Genomic DNA, 17,561 nt, shown 5'->3' with positions numbered 1-17,561 from the left:
ATATTAACAAAAAAGAGTTGCCATATGGCAACTCTTTTTTGTTATCCTATTTATTACTGTTGACGCAACTCATTGATAAGTCGGTCTTCTATCTCAATAACATTTATGTTGTCAATATCATATTGAAAAATTGATGCAATTATAATTTGGTTATCCGAAAAGTCACGATTTAAAATATCAATCATAGCTTTAACATTTTCCTTCGTAATTTCTCTCCCACTTGGTGAGTCAAGAATGATTGGTAAAGTCATATTTAATTTTTTTTGAACTTCAACTATATAGGCAAGTTTAAAAGAAAAGACAATTTTGTGCAGTATGGTTCCAGACAAAGACTTCAAATCATCTGTAAAAATGTAGTCTGATGAAGGTATAATATATTGTTCAAAATCTAATTCCTTTGCATACTTCATGATAGTATTGTGGATTCTTGTAACAACATCATTGTTATGCTTGGTTAAAAGGGTAATTTGCTTTTTCAATTTGCTTTTTTCCTTTTCTAAACTCGAAATCACTCTGGATACCGCCATTTGGTCAACTTCGATTTTGGAAATATTCCGGTCAAAGCTTTCGATAAGCGTTTCCGTTTTAACCAGTTGTAACTGCTCAGTCTGTTTTCGTTCATATTTTTCAGCTTTGCTTTTCAAGGTGGAAATCTTAGACGAAATCATTTTTCTCTTTGCCAACAAAAACTCTACAGAAAAATCGAAACCAATAATGGTATCCCGATTGACCGGAATTGGATTTCCATCAGAGCCTTTAACTGCAATCTTCATTTTTTCGATAAAATTTTTAAATGAATTATTTTCAGCGATAACAGCGTTAACACGCTTGAGTTCTGTTTCCAATGATGAAATTTCAGAGTTTAGCATTTCGAGAAGCTTTTGTTCTTCTTCATCTTTAGTCTCAAAGACAATATTATTTTCAGCTTCGTTTATCTCTTGCTGATATTCAGCGACACTAAACATTTGCTTGTATTTACTTAATTGTTGCTCTACTGAACGCAGCTCTTTAGTTAGGTCATCACAGCTTCTATCAGATAAGCCTCGAACTAGCTGCTCAATATTAAAACGTATTTTTCCGATAATTATTCCTCGGTTCAGTAATGTCCAACCCTTTTCTTGGTCAACATAAAATACGCCCAAAATATTATTTAGCAGGTCATTATTTTCAGTGCCATATACTTTTGCATGAAAAGCATTCTGGTCAGTGGGAAGAACAAAGTGTTCTTTACTACCGTTTTCAAAACCAACTTCCAAATACTCGTCATTTCGTAAAATAGTAATTTTACCCATAGAACAAGTTATTGTAGTTTCTGTTACGCATTTTTCAAAGCGTATATTCTTAGTACTTGGTACGGGGTAGCCCAAAGAGTACAGCAGAAAACGCATCAAAGTGGTTTTTCCCGTGCTATTTTTCTTGCTATATATTAAGTTGGATTTATCTGAAAGGTCAATGTATCTTTCAAATAGACCTTCAGTTATTTTAAGAGAATGAAATATCATAAATTCACCTTCTTTGCGATGTCATTTACTAAAAACCTGTTTGTTATAATTTTTTGAAGTATAATTTTAACTACTATATCCTGGACTTCTTCGCAGATTTCATTTAGCTCAAAAACACATTTGTAATCATCACATTTTGCGGCAATGAATTCAGCGACTTTCTTATTGCCTTTTTCATCAGACTTAAAGTTTTGAAAGTCAAACAAAACTTGAGATATAAACTCGAATTTTTCGCAGCGGTTATTGATTAAATAGCGGTAAGAGCGAATAATTTCTTCCACTTCACCATCATCATATTCTTCTAAGAGCGTATTCTCAGGGTGAAGCTGCGATTGTAAAACAATTATTGACCACATAAGGTCTTTCTTCTTTATAACTAAGTCTAAATCGCCTTGAGTACAATTTTGAAAAAATTCATGCTGCCATATTTCCAACAATTCATCTGCCATCCCCCGAGTATTGTTGTTAAGCTCAAAAAGGAACTTATCAACACTATCTTTAATCACATGGTATCGTTGCTGAAAATCATCTGTAAAAAATGGGATAACGTGAATTTCTAAATTTGATGTATCAATATATTGTAAAGGCTTGTTCGCAATTTCAAGGTCAATTATGTCTTTACAAGACTGTGGCAAATCAGCATAAGATAAGCGTGAATGCCCATAAAAAGCACTCATTGTATTATCAAGGTTAAAAGGATTAGGCGAGTTCGTAACATAGATGAGCTTATGATAGTCTCGATGTGCTGCATCGTCATTTAGGGTTGCTAACCCCGCATTTAATTTGCTTCGCACATTTCTGTAATCATCAATTCTCATTACGGATTTTGCTTGTGCATATATATTTTTTTCATTTTCCAAAAGAAGCTCAATATCTTCTTTTTTGCCCTCAACTCGAACACTTTTAATTGCTCTAACATTTTCAAGCATCAAAACAATCGCTGCATTAACTTGAAAATCCCAACCAAAAGATGAAGGGGTTGCATTTCTACTCATCGAATGCACCTCCAAACTTATAATTATCCATGTTAATTATACCAAATTCAAACACGAAATTCAACACAAGGAGGTATTATTATCGCTACCACACGCTTAATTTCCATGCACCAAAACAAAGGGAAATCCATCGCAGATTGTCTTGCTGACCGCACCGATTATGCGAAAAATCCCGACAAAACAAATGACGGAGAACTGCTATCCTCTTACCAGTGCGACCCACGAACAGTGCAAGCAGAATTTATGCTCTCTAAGCGGCAATATGATGATATTACAGGCAGAAAACAAGCAAGCAATGTCATTGCCTATCAGATACGGCAAGCCTTTAAGCCGGGAGAAATCTCGCCGGAGCTTGCAAATAAAATCGGCTATGAACTTGGTATGAGCTTCACCAAAGGCAACCATGCCTTTATCGTTACTACCCATGTAGACAAAGCCCATATTCATAATCACATTATCTTCAATTCAACTACTCTTGACTGCAAGAAAAAGTTTCGGGATTTTCTTGGCAGCGGTCGGGCGATTGCCAAAATATCTGACCGAATTTGTCTTGAAAATAACCTTTCAATCATTGAAAAGCCTAAACGCTCTAAAGGACATTACGGCAAATGGCTTGGCGATAATAAGCCCCTCTCACACTCTGATAAACTAAGGCAAACAATAGATGAAGTGCTTGCCCAAAAGCCAAAAACCTTTGATAAGTTTTTACAACTTATGAAGTCGGCAGGCTATGAAATTAAAGTCGGTAAGTATTATGCTTTTAAGGGTGCAGAGCAGAAAAAATTTATCCGATTGCGTTCTCTTGGTGAGGGCTATTCAGGAGATGAAATCAAGGCAATCATTGAGGGTAAAGTTCCACAAAGAGAGGTTAAAAAATCAACCGCCAAACAACCGAAATGGAAAGAAAAATCGGTCAATCTGCTTGTGGACATACAGGCAAAATTGCAGCAAGGTAAGGGCAAAGGCTATGAGCAATGGGCAAAGATTTTCAACCTAAAACAGATGGCTCAGACGGTCAATTTTTTGCAGGAACACAAGCTCCTTGCCTATTCTGATTTAGAGCAGAAAGCAAAGAAATGCACTGCTACCTTTGACGATATTAACGCACAAATTAAGACCGATGAAAAGCGTATTGCAGAAATACAATCTCTCAAAAAACACATCTTCAACTACGCAAAGACCAAAGATGTTTATGCCCAATATCGCAAGGCACGTTACTCCAAAAAGTTTTACGAGGAGCACCGTGCCGAGCTTACTTTACACAAAGCTGCAAAGGCTGCTTTTGATGCACTTAATACAAAAAAGCTGCCTACAATTAAATCTCTACAAGCTGAATGCGATGCCTTGTATTCCGAGAAAAACAAGGCTTACAGTAAGTATCATTCAGCGAAAAAAGAAATGCAGGATATTCTGACCGCAAAGGCGAATATCGACCACCTTTTAGGACTGGAACAGGTGCAAAAGGCAAAAGAAAAATCACAGGATCAGCGTTAGCTACCCTGTGATTTCATTAGCTCCCAAAGGGAGCGTAGCCACACAATTTATTGTGTGTTCAGTGGGGATTGGGGATACTCCCCAACAAGCAAAAACATACGGTGGTCACCCGTATGCCCTGCTTGCCGCCGATTAGTGCAACTCCAGAAAACGAATGAATATTAAGAGAGCTAACTTATCTATATCACAGTCGAAAATCCATTGAATATTAAAAAACTAACTTTCAATAACTGTTTACATATATATTAGATATAAGATTCACAATTTATATTTAACTGACTTTACTTGTGTGAGATTTAACACTAAAATATAATAAAAAGAAAGGCTTCATAATTAGGCCTTTTGGTATAAGGTGGTGAGAATTTATGAGTGTGAATAAAAGCACGGAAGCCCATGTTATACTCCATGCAAAGCCAGTTCTTTTAAGTGCCGCTTGCATGGAGTAAATAGGTACTTATATATGCTGGCTTTGCAACTTGACTATTAAGATCAAGGAGTAATGCCGCATGAAGTATATTAATGCTTTTTCAGTTCTTCCCGATTATTTAGTTGAAGAACTACAAAAACATGTTCAAAGTAGCTATATATACGTCCCATCGAAAAAAGGCCAGCGTAAAAATTGGGGAGAACTTTCTGGTTATAGAGAGAAAATTGAAAAGCGTAATGATAAAATACGCCAAGACTTTGCTTCCGGTATTTCTATTGAAATGTTGGCAGATACCTATTTTCTTTCTGAACATACAATTAAAAAAATTGTTTATAGCAGATAATTTTGGGGAGGTCGCCTTTTGTGCGACCTCTCTTTATGTAAAAAATACTACTGTAGTGTTTGCTACATTGATATAAATTCATAGTTATGTTACCATCAATTCAAGAAGATGTAAAAAATCTTATACAATAGTTTTACACTTTTTATTTAGAATGCTTGGATTAGTAGATTCTATTGCAGAATATAAATGGCTAAATTTAAAGGTTTGTTATGAAAACTGCAAAACTACAGAAAGATACTTTTTTTGTAACAAAAAAGAGCTTTAATGTGAAAAATTATTAATGAGGAGGTGCTCTACGTTGGAAAGAGCTATATATTTAATCACTGGCGTTATGGCATCTGGAAAATCAACAATTGCGGGACTGCTTGCCTCGAAAATGGAAAAGGGAGTACACCTGCGTGGTGATGTGTTTCGCCAAATGATTGTATCAGGACGAGCCGATATGTCCACATTACCGTCTGATGAAGCTCTCCGACAGTTGCACCTGCGATATCGCCTATCCGCAGATACGGCAATAACCTATTATAACTACGGATTTTCCGTTGTTTTGCAGGATAACTACTACGGAGAAGAACTATCCCGAATATTGGATATGTTGAAGGACTATCCTGTTCAAATAATAGTACTCTGCCCAAATGTGGAAACTGTAAAAAAACGTGAAAAAATGCGGGGAAAGATCGGTTATACTGGCTTTACGGTAGAGGCTTTGTATGCGGATTTCATGAGGGAGACTCCAAAAATCGGCTTTTGGCTGGATACCTCGAAACAGTCCCCCGAACAATCCGTACAAAAAATTTTGTTACACTTTGAAGAGCAATAGAATGGAGAGAATTATATGACTAATAAAGATAAAATAGAAAACATACTTACACAAGTAGTTCACTCCTTTTCCGGAGTTGTCGGTATTGACGCCATTGTTTTAGGTGGTTCCCACGCGACAGGTACTGCAAATAATGATTCCGACATAGATATAGGAATTTATTACGACAGGGAGTTGTTCGACCTTTCATTATTCAAGCAAAAAGCTGTCTCACTTGATGATGAACACCGAAAAAATGTAATAACCAATTATTGAAAAACACGGTGCTGAAGTTTTAGGCGAAATAAAGCGTGCTAACTAAAAACATTTGCGCCTTGATGTTTTCCAATAATATATTGGAGGAATGACTATGAATAGGAGTGGAAAAAAATGTGTACTTTACCCTCGTGTAAGTACCGAAATGCAGGTTGACGGCTTCAGCTTGGACGGACAAAAAAACAGCTTAAAGCGATTTGCAGATAGAGAAGAAATGGAAATCGTAAGTATTTATGAAGATGCAGGCAAATCCGGCAAGTCCATTGAGGGCAGACCTGCCTTTAAGCAGATGCTTGGTGATATTGAAAATGGTTTAGGCATTGATTATGTTTTAGTTTACAAGCTCTCTCGTTTTGGACGAAATGCCGCCGACATTCTTAATTCTTTGGAGCAAATTCAATCCTTTGGTGTGAATTTGATTTGCATTGAGGAAGGAATTGACTCATCACAGACAAGTGGAAAACTTTTAATCTCCGTGCTGTCTGCTGTTGCTGAAATAGAGCGTGAAAATATCATTGAGCAGACTATGAACGGGCGAAAAGAAAAAGCTCGTCAAGGTGGTTGGAATGGTGGTTTTGCTCCCTACGGTTACTTTCTCAAAGATAAGCAGCTTTTTATCCAAGAAGATGAAGCTGAAGCTGTACGCATTATTTTTGATAAATATGTGAATGGGAATGTGGGGTTTTATAAAATTGCCAATTACCTTAATTTGCAGGGAATTCAAAAAGTTAAACGGGATAACGGTACGTTAATGCAATGGAGTACCCATTTCGTCAGAATGATAATCGACAATCCTGTATACTATGGAAAAATCGCTTTTGGCAGACGCATAAGGGAAAAGGTCAAAGGCACTAAAAATGAATACCGCCAAGTACACCAAGATGATTACATTCTTGCAGACGGTCAACACGATGCTATCATCAATGAGGAGCTATGGAACAAGGCACATGAAAAAAGAGAAATAACAGGTGTGAAATCTCCATCTAAAATTGGTCGGGACAGAACACATTTGTTAAGCGGCATCTTAAAATGCCCTAAATGTGGCGGACCGATGTATACCAATAAACATGCATGGACAAACAAAGATGGTACATATAAAGAAATTTACTATTATGTATGCAGTAAAGCTCGCACCGCCAGAGGAAAAAGCTGTGACTACAAAGCGATGCTCAAAAAGACCGATATTGAGCCGCTTGTCATTGGAGCAATCAGAGAGCTGATTAAGAATGAGGATTTTGCAACCGAAATAAAATCAAAGATAGGGAAACAGATTGACACCTCTACTCTTGATAGAGAGCTGAAAAATTACGAAGGTAAACTTAGAGAAGTAGATTTAAATAAAACTCGCCTTGAAAATGAAATTGACAGCTTGCCGGAGGATACCCGTTTTAGAGAACGCAAGCTCCATGATATGACCCTCCGCCTTGATGGACTGTACGATGTTATCGTTGAGCTTGAAGAAAAAATCGAAGATGTAAAGCTCCGCCGCAAGGCTGTTGAGCAGGATGCCATTACCTTAGAGAACATCTACACCTTGTTGGCAAACTTTGAAAAGGTGTATGACAAAATAAGCGATGAAGAGAAAAAATCCCTAATTTCTTCGTTAATCAAAGAAATAGAGATTTTCCCATGTGATGACTCAGAGCTACCCCTAAAGTCCATTTTATTCAATTTTCCGGTGTATAAGGACGGTGGAGATGTTTACGAATTTTTGTGGGACAAAAGTACGCACGTTTCAACGTGGCTCGTACGCGGGAACATATCGACAGGTTGTGCATTAACAGTCTGGTAGCCCAAAGTTTGCAGCACAGCCAAGTCGCGCGCCAGGGTAGCGCTGTTGCACGAAACCATTACAATGCGCTGTGGGCACATATCTGCCACCAGCTGCAGCACCTCAGGCTCACAACCTTTGCGGGGTGGATCAAGTACAATTACATCGGGGGTAAGCCCCTGCTGCTTCAACATAGCTGCGGCACCCTTTGCGTCATCGCAGATAAAATGTGCGTTGGTAATGCCGTTGTTTTTTGCATTCTGCTTTGCGTTTTCAATTGCTGCGGGGATAATCTCTACGCCAATCAGCTCGCGTACCTTGTGTGCCATCGAAAGCCCAATGGTACCCGCACCGCAATAAAGGTCGAGCAGCAGCTCGTTTCCGGTCAGCCCTGCAAACTCCGCGGCAATACTGTAAAGCTGCTCTGCGCCCTCGCGGTTTACCTGATAAAACGAAAGGGGAGAGATATCAATTTTTACGCCGCACAGAATATCGGTGATGTGGTCTTTCCCCCACAGGGTCTTACAGGTCTTTCCAAGGATAATATTGGTTTTAGCTGTATTGCTGTTGAGCACAATGGATTTTACCGAAGGGCAGCAGGCAGTCAGGCGTTTTATCAAGATATCACTGTGAGGCAATTCATTGCCGTTTACAACAAGGCAAACCATGGTTTCTCCGGTCGCCTGAGCTTCTCGGATATATACATGTCGTAATAACCCTGTGTGATTTTGCTCGTTGTAGATAGAAATATGCTGTTCTTTGCAGAAATCCTGCACAGTTTGCAGAATCTGCTCAAAATGTGCAGGCTGTAGTTTGCAGTCTGTGCACTGAATAACGCGGTGACTGCGTTTTCCGAACATGCCAAGGCGCACGCCCTGTCCGTCATCTCGGATGGGGCATTGTGTTTTATTGCGGTAGCCGTTTTGCCGCGGGGAGCCGATAATTGGTAGAACAGGTGCGGTGATACCGCCGATGCGGCGCAGATGCTGCACCACCCAGTTCTCTTTTATGGCAAGCTCCGCCTCATAGGAGATATGGCGCAGCGAGCAGCCTCCGCACTGGCGGTATACGCTGCAATCGGGGTCGATACGGTCGGGCGAAGGGGAGAGCAGCTCCTCCACAATGCCATAGCCAAAGTTTTTTTGCAGTTTTACAAGGCGTGCGCGCAGCTTGTCCCCAACAGCGGTGCCGGGCACAAACACTGTAAAGCCATCTACCTTGCCAACGCCGTTGCCCTCATCGGTGATATCGGTAATTTCTATGTTTACAATTTCGTTTTTTAATAACATTATCGGATTCCTTCCAAATTGTTTCGATTCTATTATTTTAACATAATGCGTTTTAAATTCCAATGGCTGCAAAAAATAACGCCGCGCCCTGTGCCTAACGGCAAGAGTGCGGCGTAAATTTTAGAGATAATATCCCGATTGCCTGTAGATAAGAAACGGCTAGTGATCCTCTTTATCCCACACCAGCTGCTCATAGTCGAGCAGCTTAAAGCCGAAACGCTCATACAGGCGGCGTGCGCCGTCATTGCAGCGGCAAACTTCAAGGCGGATACGCGAAATGTCCTTGTACTCCTCCATCATCCAGTCCATAAACTGGGTGCCCAGACGAAGTCCGCGAAACGCGGGGAGCACACACAGCTCCTCCAGCCACAGCACCAATCCGCCGCTTTCATTGCTCCATGTAAAGCTAAACAACGCAAAGCCTGCGGTTTTGCCGTCTTCCTCAATAATAAACGCTTTCGCATAAGGCGAACCTTTTACACATTCATCAAAGGTGCGGTTTATATGGTCGAGGTTCGCGGGGTGCAAGGTAGCCTCACCAGAGTAAAACTCTTTTGAAAGCTCGATGTAGAGCTCGCGGTCGGCCGGGGTAATGCTTCTGACGGTCATTTTTGAATAATCCTCCATTTAGTAGATTGATTGTTAACAGGCAGATATCTGCCTTTATTCATGACGCAATGCGTCGATTGGGTTGAGCTTAGCGGCTTTTTTCGCGGGATAGATGCCAAAGAAGAGACCCACCGAGCACGAAAAACCGAGTGCAAGCGTAATGTGCCCCATTGTAATGGCAGGCACAATTTTGCCGCCCGCCAAGCCGCTGACAATACTGGAGATACCATGTGCACCCAAAATGCCCAAAATCAAACCGATGGCACCGCCGATAAGTGAAAGAATAGCCGATTCGGTTAAAAACTGGAACATAATGGAGCCCGTTTTAGCCCCAAGCGACTTGCGTATGCCAATTTCGCGGGTACGTTCGGTAACCGCAACCAGCATGATATTCATAACGCCGATACCGCCTACCAGCAGCGAAATTGCCGCCACGGCACTGATAAAGCCGGTGATGATATTGAGCATATTGTTAATCATATCCACCTGACCCATCAAGCTCTGCACCTGGTAAACATCTCGGCCGCGGTTGCTGTGACGTGCTTCCAGAACATTTCTGGCTGAGTTACCCATAGATTCCGTAAACGCGGGGTCATCCGCCATAACGTAAACCGAGCTGAGAGACTCCTCCATGCTGCCAATGTTCATCATAGTGGTAACCGGCATATACAAAAAGAACGGCATTCCATCCATATAAAAGCCCCCGGTCTGGCTTTTTGCGACACCGACAATCTTCAACTTGGCGCGCTCACCAAAAAGGTTTACGTCAATTGTCATACCCGCTATATTAGTATTGCCAAAAAATTTCATCGCAGCCATTTCATCAATAACGACTACATTGCGGGCAGAGAGGTAATCCTCCTCGCTGAAGAAGCGGCCCGAAACCATATCGGTTTGTGCAAGGTAAATAAAGTCGTTGCTGCCGCCATAAATCATCGCATCATTTTCTTTGGTTTTAAAACTGACAGAGCCAAATACGTTCCATTGCGGCGAAATATACTTCACATGGTCTACCTTTTGCTTGATGGCTTCAATATCGTCAAGGCTCAGGTAATCCGAATCAGTCGCGTTCTTGCTGTTGACGGATATGGTGACGGTGGAGTTGCCAAGCTGTTCCATCGAGCCCATCATATAGGCTTTTGCTCCGCCGCCCACACCGAGAATCATAATAACGGAGCTGATACCGATGATGATGCCAAGCATGGTGAGAAACGAACGCATTTTATTGCTTCGGATGCTGAATATCGCCATCTTCAGGTTATCTATTATATTCATTGTTCACCACTCCCTTACGCAGCCGAAGCTGTTGATTCGGTAGCGGAGACTGCCTGTTCGGGCGCGTCTACTTTAACAACGGGCAGCATTTCAATCGTTGTGGGCGGGTTAAGAACAACCTGATCGCCCTCGTTGATACCGCTCAAAACTTCAATATAAACGTCGGAGGCGTTGCCTGTGGTGATATAGATTTTTTCATAGGTATACACTCCGGATTTTTCACTGGCAATCAGCTTGTAGCAGAAGTCGCCGTTGCGGTCGGTCAAAACAGCTTCAACAGGTACTGCAAGTGCATTGCCGTTGGAGAAGGTTTCGATTTCTGCATCAAAATCCAGTCCGATGATCAGATTCGAATCAGGGTTGCTGATGGTAATCTCGGCGGGAACCTGAGCCGAAGTAGCGTTACCGCTGGCGTTCATGCCTTTTATCGCCGCAGCGCCAATTTTAGTAACCTTACCTTCATATTTCAGGTCGCCGAGCGATAATGTTACGGTTTGCCCAAGCTTAACGGTTCCGACATCGTATTTACCAATTTTAAAATCGGCCTTCAAATTATCGGTGGTTTGAATGACACATGCAGTGGTGGTGTTGGTAGCCATACCGCCCGCCACAAGGTTTAGTTCGGTGACAATGCCGTCGAATTCGGCGATAATGCCTTTATCCTTCTGATATTTTTGCAGTGAGGCGATATTAATAGAAGCACTTTCCATAGCGTTTGCAGCGGAGGTGAGTGCGTTTTTCGCCTTGGAAAGATCTGCCTCGGAGGTTTTTTGTGCGTCAAGCGCGTCGCGCTCAATCTCTGCCTGTGTCAGCTTTTGCTGGTAACGGGTGTACGCTTCATACCCTTCTTCTCCAGGCGTGGGGTAACCGCCGTTATTCTCTCTTAGCTTACGAATACGGCTGTTGTATTGCTGAATTTCCAAGGTGAGCTCATCAATCTCTTCCTGACGATCAGCTTCGCCGTTATTGACTTCGTCAAAGTTAATTTTAGCGTTTTCGTGGCTGAGCTTAGCGTCGGCGTAAGAAATTTGCGACAGACGAATTTGGTTTTCGAGATCGGTCAGGTCAAATGAGGCAATCATATCGCCTGCTTTTACAACATCGCCAACCTTAAAATTTACATCGATTGCCTTGCTTTGCGGGGGGGCAAAGTAAGCCTTACTGTCGGAGGAGCTGATGGTTGCCGTGGTGCTCAAGTAGGAGTTGATGCTCTGGTAGGAGACTTCCCCCGCCTTGACCGAGGGTATGTAGTTGGATACCGCATAAATGCTGTAACCGATATACCCTGCAACAAGCAGCAAAACCACCGACCAAATGATAACTTTTTTCTTCTTTTTCTTATTCTTCGGCTTCTTTTGCTTTTTTGGTTTCGTCGTTTCGATTTCCGCTGTTGGCACAGTGGCTGTCTCAGACGTGGTTTGTTCAATGGTTGGATGGTCCATAAAATTATACACCGCTTTCTTTGAGTTGCCCTAAACAAAGTAATTATACCGAATAGATAAATTATTGTCAAAAGGTGACATGTAAAATTATAATGAACAAACTAAGTACAAAGGGGGTTTTTACCAGCAATGAGATGCCGTCATTGCATAATTCTTCTTTCAGCACACAAAACCTCTTAATACGGCTGCGCAAGCATGTTATTAGAAAGTTTACAATTTACGGTGGTAAAAAAGGCGAATAGCGTCGCACTTTGGTTGCGCCCTCTGTTTCAATATGGTAAGATAAATTCTGGATTAAGGAAAAAGTACAGTATAACTTTTCTTTTAGCCTGTGCAATAATTCCCTGTAAAAAACATACTATGTTAAAGGAAAACCTGCCACGCACGGTTTGCAGCACGAATTGTGTAAAGTGCAGGTTTATGCATAAATCATGAGATTGAAGAGGGATTACCATTGAAAAAAGCAATGATTACGGTAAACAATCTTCGTAAGGTGTATAAGCTGGGCAGTGAAAAAGTTGTCGCTTTGGAGAATATCAACGTGACAATCGGCGAAGGTGAAATCTGCTGCATTCTTGGCACGTCGGGCTCCGGTAAATCTACGCTGCTGAACATGCTGGCAGGGCTTGAAAAGCCTACGCATGGGCAGGTGCTGATTGGAAAGCGCGACATTGCCAAAATGGATGAAGCGGCCCTTGCGAAGTTTCGACAAAAATACGTGGGGTTTGTGTTTCAGTCCTACAACCTGTTGTCGGCGCTTACGGCGCTTGAAAATGTAAGCATGCCGCTTATGTTTCGCGGAGTGAGCAAAGGGGTGCGCAACAAAGCCGCTAAGCTTATGCTCAAGAATGTGGGATTGGGTAACCGTTACGAGCACAAGCCCTCGCAAATGTCGGGCGGACAGCAGCAGCGTGTTGGCATTGCGCGCGCGTTTGTAAGTAAACCCCGCATTGTGTTTGCGGACGAGCCGACCGGAAACCTCGATACCAAAACCACCATTGAGGTTATGGAGCTGATGGTGCAGATGTCGCGAGATAACAACCAAACACTGATTATCGTCACGCATGATCCGGAAATAGCAGAATATGCCGACCGCATTTTAACGCTGATTGACGGCAAGGTTGTGTCGGATGTTCGGAATGAATCGATAGCATTCAAAGGTGTTCACGCGGCACGAGAGGCCGCTGCCGAAGATGCAGCCGCCCAAGAGCTTGCAGCGCAATTAGCAACTAACACCGCAGCGCAGGAGGAAAAGGAGTAAAACCATGAAAACATCAACAAGAATTATTTGTATCTGCCTTGCAGCTCTTATGCTGCTTACCACATTCGGCATGCTGTTCTCGCAGCTTGCATTTGCGGCAACCACCGACAGCAATAGCAGCAGTTCATCCAGTAAGGATGACGATGAACTGCCTGTTTCTTCAGGGTCGTTCCGTGTTATCAGCAAACCGCAATTTTATAGGGTGGGCAGCGATGGTGTACCAAGCGGAGACCCGGTAAAAACTGTAAAAGAGGGCTACCGCTATCAGGTTGTGTTTACCGTACTCGATAAAAGCGTAAACGAGAGTGATATTTCAAATGTAACTGGTGGTTTTGTGGCTTCCAGTGGTGGCTATTTTGATACCATTGTCGGCTCGGACGGGTTTCCCGAAAGCAGTGTAACTCAAGGTGGCAGTTCCAGCGGATATGTGGAATTGGATATTGAGGCCTATGTGAAGTTTAACGGCAAGGGCAGAACAATGAGCTTGGATGTCGGTTACACTTACTCTAAAAACACTTCCGACTCAAGCGACCGCTCTTACGGCGAAAGCAACGGCACGGTTGTAGTAAAAATTCCCGAGGCGGTTGTCACAAGCGGCTCCGAGTCAGATGAAGACAGCTACCTGCTTGCCACCCCCAACATCATTGTAACCTCCTATAACTACGGCGGGCAGGATGTTATGGCGGGCAATAATTTCCCTTTAACCATTAAATTCGAAAACACCAGCAAAGATTTTAACCTCGAGAACATCATTATGGAGATTACCACGAGCACCGATCTTTCGATTGCAAACGGCTCCAACTCCACCTATATCGAAAAGCTGGGCAAGGGCGAATCGCAGACGAAAACCTTACAGATTGCTGCGAGCAGTGCCATTGAGCCCAAGCCGCAGCAGGTCACGGTGAAATTTACGTATGAATACATACTCGATAAAGTCAGAAAAACCGGTGAGAGAACCGAAACTTTGGCGATTCCCGTAACACAGCTTGACCGTTTCAGCATTGGTGAACTGAGTGTACCCGATCAGCTGTGGCCGGGCGATAACACTTACATGAGCATCGAATATGTCAATAAGGGCAAAACCGAGATTGCGAACCTTTCGGCTCACCTCGAAAGCGATGTCCCCGGAATCAGTCAGAGCCAGACGGTGGGTAACATAAAAGCGGGCGATTCCGGCACGATTGACTTTACCTTCACCGCAAACGATTCCGGCACCATTAACGGCAAGGTGATTGTTACTTATGAGGATGCAAAGGGCAATGAAAAATCAGTGGAGCGTCCGTTCTCTGCAACTGTTATGGATATGGGCGGCATGTTCCCGGGTGAGGACCCCACCGATATGCCTCTGCCAATGCCGGGAGAAACAGGGCCGAATGTAGCTACCATTGTTATGGCAGTTATCGGCGGGCTTATGGTAGCGGGGCTGACGGGTATTATTATTGTTAAAAAAGTGAAAATGAAGAGGGAAGAGGAAGACGATGAAGACATTTGATTTAATCTCAATGTGCTTCCGCAATCTCTTTCGTCGTAAAATGCGTACGGTGCTCACCGTGCTGGGCGTGGTGATTGGCACCTGTGCCATTATTGTTACAGTGTCTCTTGGCCTTGGCATGACCAAGATTCAGGAGGACGCTCTGGCACAGATGGGTGACCTCACCAAGATTGATATTTACAACCGCGGCGGCGGTGGTAAAGATGCCCCTGTGCTGGATGACAAGGTGCTCAAACAGATTTCAGAGATGGAAGGTGTGGAGGTTGCCACCCCGCTGGCTCGTGCCGACTGGAGCGCAATGGAGTTTTGGGTGGGCGATAAGTTTCAGTTCAGCGGACAGGTGATGGGCATCTACCCGGAAGCAATGGAAAAGCTGGGTTATACCATGAAGGAAGGCGGCTTCCTCACCAGCGGCAACGGCAAAAAAATCCCCATTGTTATGGGCGAGCAGGCAGCTTACCAGTTTTACAACACCAAAAAAAGAGATGGCTGGGTTTATCCGTATCCCGATCAGAATGGTAAAATCCCCGACCCTTATGTCAATGTGATGAAGGATGAAATCATGCTTCGTCTGGGCAGAAGCGACGAGGAAAAAACCAAGCTTGTTGAGTATGAGGTACAAGTACAGGGTGTATTGGTCGCCGATTACAGCAAAGGCTGGGAGACGCAGGATTCTATCTTTATGCCAATTGACGAAATGAACCGTATGGTTGCGGAATATAAAAAGCTAAACAAAATCAAAGAAAGCCAGAATAACGAAAAGGGCTATCAAAGTGCCGTGGTAAAAACCACCGACATTAAATATGTCGAGAGCGTCGAAAGTTATATCTCCGAAACGCTTGGCTTCAGCACGAACAGTATGGAGAGCATCCGTAAGCCAATGCAGCAGCAGATCAAGCAGCAGAGCATGGTGCTTGGCGGGCTTGGGCTTATCTCCCTCATTGTTGCGGCCATCGGCATCACCAATACTATGGTCATGTCCATTTACGAGCGCACCCGCGAAATCGGTATTATGAAAGTGCTGGGCTGTGAGGTACCAAATATTCGTACAATGTTCCTTACCGAGTCGGGTATTATCGGCCTGATGGGCGGTATCGCCGGCACCATTTTCAGCTTTGGCATCAGCTGGGTCATCAACAACTGGGAAACCATAAAGATGGCACTCGGCATTGCCGGGGGCAATAGCGGTATGGGCGGCGGTTTCGGCATGGGCATGGGCGGTATGATGGGTATGGGCGGCGGGAAGGTTTCGCTCATCCCCCCGTGGCTTGTTGCCGTGGCAGTAATTTTTGGTATTTTAATTGGTCTGGTATCGGGCTTTACGCCTGCAAACAGGGCAGTAAAAATCAGTGCACTAGAGGCAATTAAGCATGATTAAAAAAGAAAGGATACCGAAAAGGTATCCTTTCTTTTTTTAGCGGTATGGGTTATAATAGAATAAAATAGTAGAGTGCAAAAAACTGCTGCGAAAGCGAGTGAATAAAAACTCGCGTTCGCTGTATAAAAGGAGGAATACTATTAATGAAGTTGATTTCATGGAATGTTAATGGCTTACGCGCCTGCATGGGCAAGGGCTTTTCAGATTTTTTTAAAGAGATAGATGCGGATATTTTTTGCGTTCAAGAAACCAAGATGCAGCAGGATCAGGCTGATTTTGTTTTTGATGGTTATACCCAGTATTGGAACAGCGCGGTGAAAAAAGGCTATTCCGGCACGGCTGTATTTACGCGCATACCCCCGCTTTCGGTAAGCTACGGCATCGGAATTGAGGAGCACGGGCAGGAGGGGCGGGTGATTACACTGGAGTTTGAGCGCTTTTATCTTGTCAATGTGTATACACCCAATGCGCAGCGCGGGCTTACCCGCCTGGACTACCGCATGCAGTGGGAGGACGATTTCCGCGCTTATGTGTGCAAACTGGACAAGGAAAAGCCGGTGATTATCTGCGGTGATCTCAACGTGGCGCACAATGAAATTGATATTAAAAATGCAAAATCCAACCGCGGAAATGCCGGGTTTTCCGATGAGGAACGCGAAAAGATGACCGAGCTGCTCGACGCAGGCTTTGTTGATTCTTTTCGCAGCCTGAACCCTGAGCGGACGGATGCATACACTTGGTGGTCGTACATGTTCAATGCGCGCGCCAACAACACAGGCTGGCGGATCGACTATTTTTTAGTATCCCAGCAGCTTAAAGATGAGATTCGGGATGCGAAAATTCACCCACAGGTGTTGGGCAGTGATCATTGCCCGGTAGAATTGGGTATTTTTTAGGGGGATGGAAAACATGCAGTATGAGATTCCGGCAGGGCGCTACCGCCACTTTAAAGGCAACGAGTACCGCGTACTTTATACGGCACGCCACTCCGAAACGCTGGAGGAATATGTGGTGTATCAGGCACTGTATGGCGAGCGGGGCATTTGGGTGCGTCCTGCGAGTATGTGGAACGAAACCGTTGAGCGCGACGGCAAAACCTACCGTCGTTTTACCAAGATAGAAGAATAGGCAATTTGACTGAGTAAAAAACAGGAACGCATTTGCGTTCCTGTTTTTTAGTTGAATAATCGGATAATTTGCTCTGCCAG

General features: G+C 43.4%; 16 protein-coding genes. 10 read left to right on the top strand and 6 right to left on the bottom strand.

All coding sequences use genetic code 11. The annotated features are described in order from the left end of the window. Positions 1-53: 53 nt before the first annotated feature. A complete protein-coding gene (locus RTV33_RS06255) occupies positions 54-1,502 on the bottom strand; it encodes an ATP-binding protein (protein ID WP_312642624.1) in 1,449 nt (482 codons plus the stop codon). Continuing rightward, positions 1,499-2,497 carry a hypothetical protein gene (locus RTV33_RS06250; protein WP_312642623.1) on the bottom strand — a complete coding sequence of 333 codons (999 nt, stop codon included), beginning with the start codon at positions 2,495-2,497 and terminating at the stop codon, positions 1,499-1,501. Before RTV33_RS06250 ends, RTV33_RS06255 begins: the two co-directional genes overlap by 4 nt. Before the next feature lie 81 nt (positions 2,498-2,578). Here RTV33_RS06250 and RTV33_RS06245 point away from each other — a divergent pair, with 81 nt between their 5' ends. The 5 genes from RTV33_RS06245 to RTV33_RS06225 all read left to right on the top strand — a co-directional run bounded on the left by RTV33_RS06245 (position 2,579) and on the right by RTV33_RS06225 (position 7,628). Further along, positions 2,579-3,991, top strand: coding sequence for a relaxase/mobilization nuclease domain-containing protein (locus RTV33_RS06245; RefSeq protein ID WP_396327231.1), 1,413 nt, complete (start codon positions 2,579-2,581; stop codon positions 3,989-3,991). A 506-nt stretch (positions 3,992-4,497) separates the two neighbouring features. Beyond that, positions 4,498-4,761, top strand: coding sequence for a CD3324 family protein (locus RTV33_RS06240; RefSeq protein ID WP_312642620.1), 264 nt, complete (start codon positions 4,498-4,500; stop codon positions 4,759-4,761). A gap of 298 nt (positions 4,762-5,059) precedes the next feature. Continuing rightward, positions 5,060-5,581 carry an AAA family ATPase gene (locus RTV33_RS06235; RefSeq protein ID WP_312642618.1) on the top strand — a complete coding sequence of 174 codons (522 nt, stop codon included), beginning with the start codon at positions 5,060-5,062 and terminating at the stop codon, positions 5,579-5,581. 15 nt (positions 5,582-5,596) lie between these two features. After that, positions 5,597-5,836: a nucleotidyltransferase domain-containing protein gene (locus tag RTV33_RS06230; protein WP_312642616.1), complete on the top strand. Its 240-nt coding sequence runs from the start codon at positions 5,597-5,599 to the stop codon at positions 5,834-5,836. 94 nt (positions 5,837-5,930) lie between these two features. After that, positions 5,931-7,628, top strand: a complete 1,698-nt coding sequence (locus RTV33_RS06225; protein ID WP_312642614.1) for a recombinase family protein — start codon at positions 5,931-5,933, stop codon at positions 7,626-7,628. Here the strand turns inward: RTV33_RS06225 and rlmD are convergent. The 4 genes from rlmD to RTV33_RS06205 form a co-directional block, all read right to left on the bottom strand. Next, positions 7,538-8,896, bottom strand: coding sequence for a 23S rRNA (uracil(1939)-C(5))-methyltransferase RlmD (rlmD, locus tag RTV33_RS06220; RefSeq protein WP_312642613.1), 1,359 nt, complete (start codon positions 8,894-8,896; stop codon positions 7,538-7,540). The two genes, RTV33_RS06225 and rlmD, sit on opposite strands and share 91 nt — an antisense overlap. Positions 8,897-9,055: 159 nt before the next feature. Continuing rightward, positions 9,056-9,505, bottom strand: coding sequence for a GNAT family N-acetyltransferase (locus tag RTV33_RS06215; RefSeq protein WP_312642611.1), 450 nt, complete (start codon positions 9,503-9,505; stop codon positions 9,056-9,058). Positions 9,506-9,559: 54 nt separating this feature from the next. Then, entirely contained in the window at positions 9,560-10,780 is a 1,221-nt protein-coding gene (locus RTV33_RS06210) for an ABC transporter permease (RefSeq protein ID WP_312642609.1), read from the bottom strand. 14 nt (positions 10,781-10,794) lie between these two features. Continuing rightward, complete coding sequence (locus tag RTV33_RS06205) at positions 10,795-12,222, bottom strand: efflux RND transporter periplasmic adaptor subunit (protein ID WP_312642607.1); 1,428 nt, start codon at positions 12,220-12,222, stop codon at positions 10,795-10,797. 454 nt (positions 12,223-12,676) lie between these two features. On the opposite strand from RTV33_RS06205, the gene RTV33_RS06200 reads away from it, so the two are divergent. From RTV33_RS06200 to RTV33_RS06180, 5 genes are all read left to right on the top strand, one after another. Next, entirely contained in the window at positions 12,677-13,483 is an 807-nt protein-coding gene (locus tag RTV33_RS06200) for an ABC transporter ATP-binding protein (protein WP_396327228.1), read from the top strand. Positions 13,484-13,487: 4 nt separating this feature from the next. Further along, the gene (locus tag RTV33_RS06195) at positions 13,488-14,975 is read left to right on the top strand and encodes a hypothetical protein (RefSeq protein WP_312642605.1); all 1,488 of its coding nucleotides are present in this window, start codon (positions 13,488-13,490) and stop codon (positions 14,973-14,975) included. After that, positions 14,962-16,353: an ABC transporter permease gene (locus RTV33_RS06190; protein WP_312642603.1), complete on the top strand. Its 1,392-nt coding sequence runs from the start codon at positions 14,962-14,964 to the stop codon at positions 16,351-16,353. Before RTV33_RS06195 ends, RTV33_RS06190 begins: the two co-directional genes overlap by 14 nt. Positions 16,354-16,496: 143 nt before the next feature. Then, positions 16,497-17,249 (top strand): exodeoxyribonuclease III, encoded by a 753-nt coding sequence (locus RTV33_RS06185; RefSeq protein WP_312642602.1) that lies wholly within the window; start codon positions 16,497-16,499, stop codon positions 17,247-17,249. Between the two features lie 13 nt (positions 17,250-17,262). Next, a complete protein-coding gene (locus RTV33_RS06180) occupies positions 17,263-17,481 on the top strand; it encodes a DUF1653 domain-containing protein (protein WP_396327227.1) in 219 nt (72 codons plus the stop codon). The last annotated feature ends 80 nt before the right edge of the window (positions 17,482-17,561 follow it).

The sequence above is a fragment of the Hydrogenoanaerobacterium sp. genome, assembly GCF_032017025.1.
Classification (GTDB): Bacteria; Bacillota; Clostridia; order Oscillospirales; family Ruminococcaceae; genus Hydrogenoanaerobacterium.
The sequence above is the reverse complement of the archived record's forward strand: the minus strand, read 5'-3'. Positions and strand labels throughout refer to the sequence as shown.

What these genes read in the sequence shown, in the direction of transcription:
- RTV33_RS06240 (WP_312642620.1), top strand. Translation starts at nt 4,498, where the DNA reads ATGAAGTATATTAATGCTTTTTCAGTTCTTCCCGATTATTTAGTTGAA.
- RTV33_RS06210 (WP_312642609.1), bottom strand. Translation starts at nt 10,780, where the DNA reads ATGAATATAATAGATAACCTGAAGATGGCGATATTCAGCATCCGAAGC.
- RTV33_RS06215 (WP_312642611.1), bottom strand. Translation starts at nt 9,505, where the DNA reads ATGACCGTCAGAAGCATTACCCCGGCCGACCGCGAGCTCTACATCGAG.
- RTV33_RS06190 (WP_312642603.1), top strand. Translation starts at nt 14,962, where the DNA reads ATGAAGACATTTGATTTAATCTCAATGTGCTTCCGCAATCTCTTTCGT.
- RTV33_RS06185 (WP_312642602.1), top strand. Translation starts at nt 16,497, where the DNA reads ATGAAGTTGATTTCATGGAATGTTAATGGCTTACGCGCCTGCATGGGC.
- RTV33_RS06225 (WP_312642614.1), top strand. Translation starts at nt 5,931, where the DNA reads ATGAATAGGAGTGGAAAAAAATGTGTACTTTACCCTCGTGTAAGTACC.
- RTV33_RS06205 (WP_312642607.1), bottom strand. Translation starts at nt 12,222, where the DNA reads ATGGACCATCCAACCATTGAACAAACCACGTCTGAGACAGCCACTGTG.
- RTV33_RS06250 (WP_312642623.1), bottom strand. Translation starts at nt 2,497, where the DNA reads ATGAGTAGAAATGCAACCCCTTCATCTTTTGGTTGGGATTTTCAAGTT.
- rlmD (WP_312642613.1), bottom strand. Translation starts at nt 8,896, where the DNA reads ATGTTATTAAAAAACGAAATTGTAAACATAGAAATTACCGATATCACC.
- RTV33_RS06195 (WP_312642605.1), top strand. Translation starts at nt 13,488, where the DNA reads ATGAAAACATCAACAAGAATTATTTGTATCTGCCTTGCAGCTCTTATG.
- RTV33_RS06230 (WP_312642616.1), top strand. Translation starts at nt 5,597, where the DNA reads ATGACTAATAAAGATAAAATAGAAAACATACTTACACAAGTAGTTCAC.
- RTV33_RS06180 (WP_396327227.1), top strand. Translation starts at nt 17,263, where the DNA reads ATGCAGTATGAGATTCCGGCAGGGCGCTACCGCCACTTTAAAGGCAAC.
- RTV33_RS06255 (WP_312642624.1), bottom strand. Translation starts at nt 1,502, where the DNA reads ATGATATTTCATTCTCTTAAAATAACTGAAGGTCTATTTGAAAGATAC.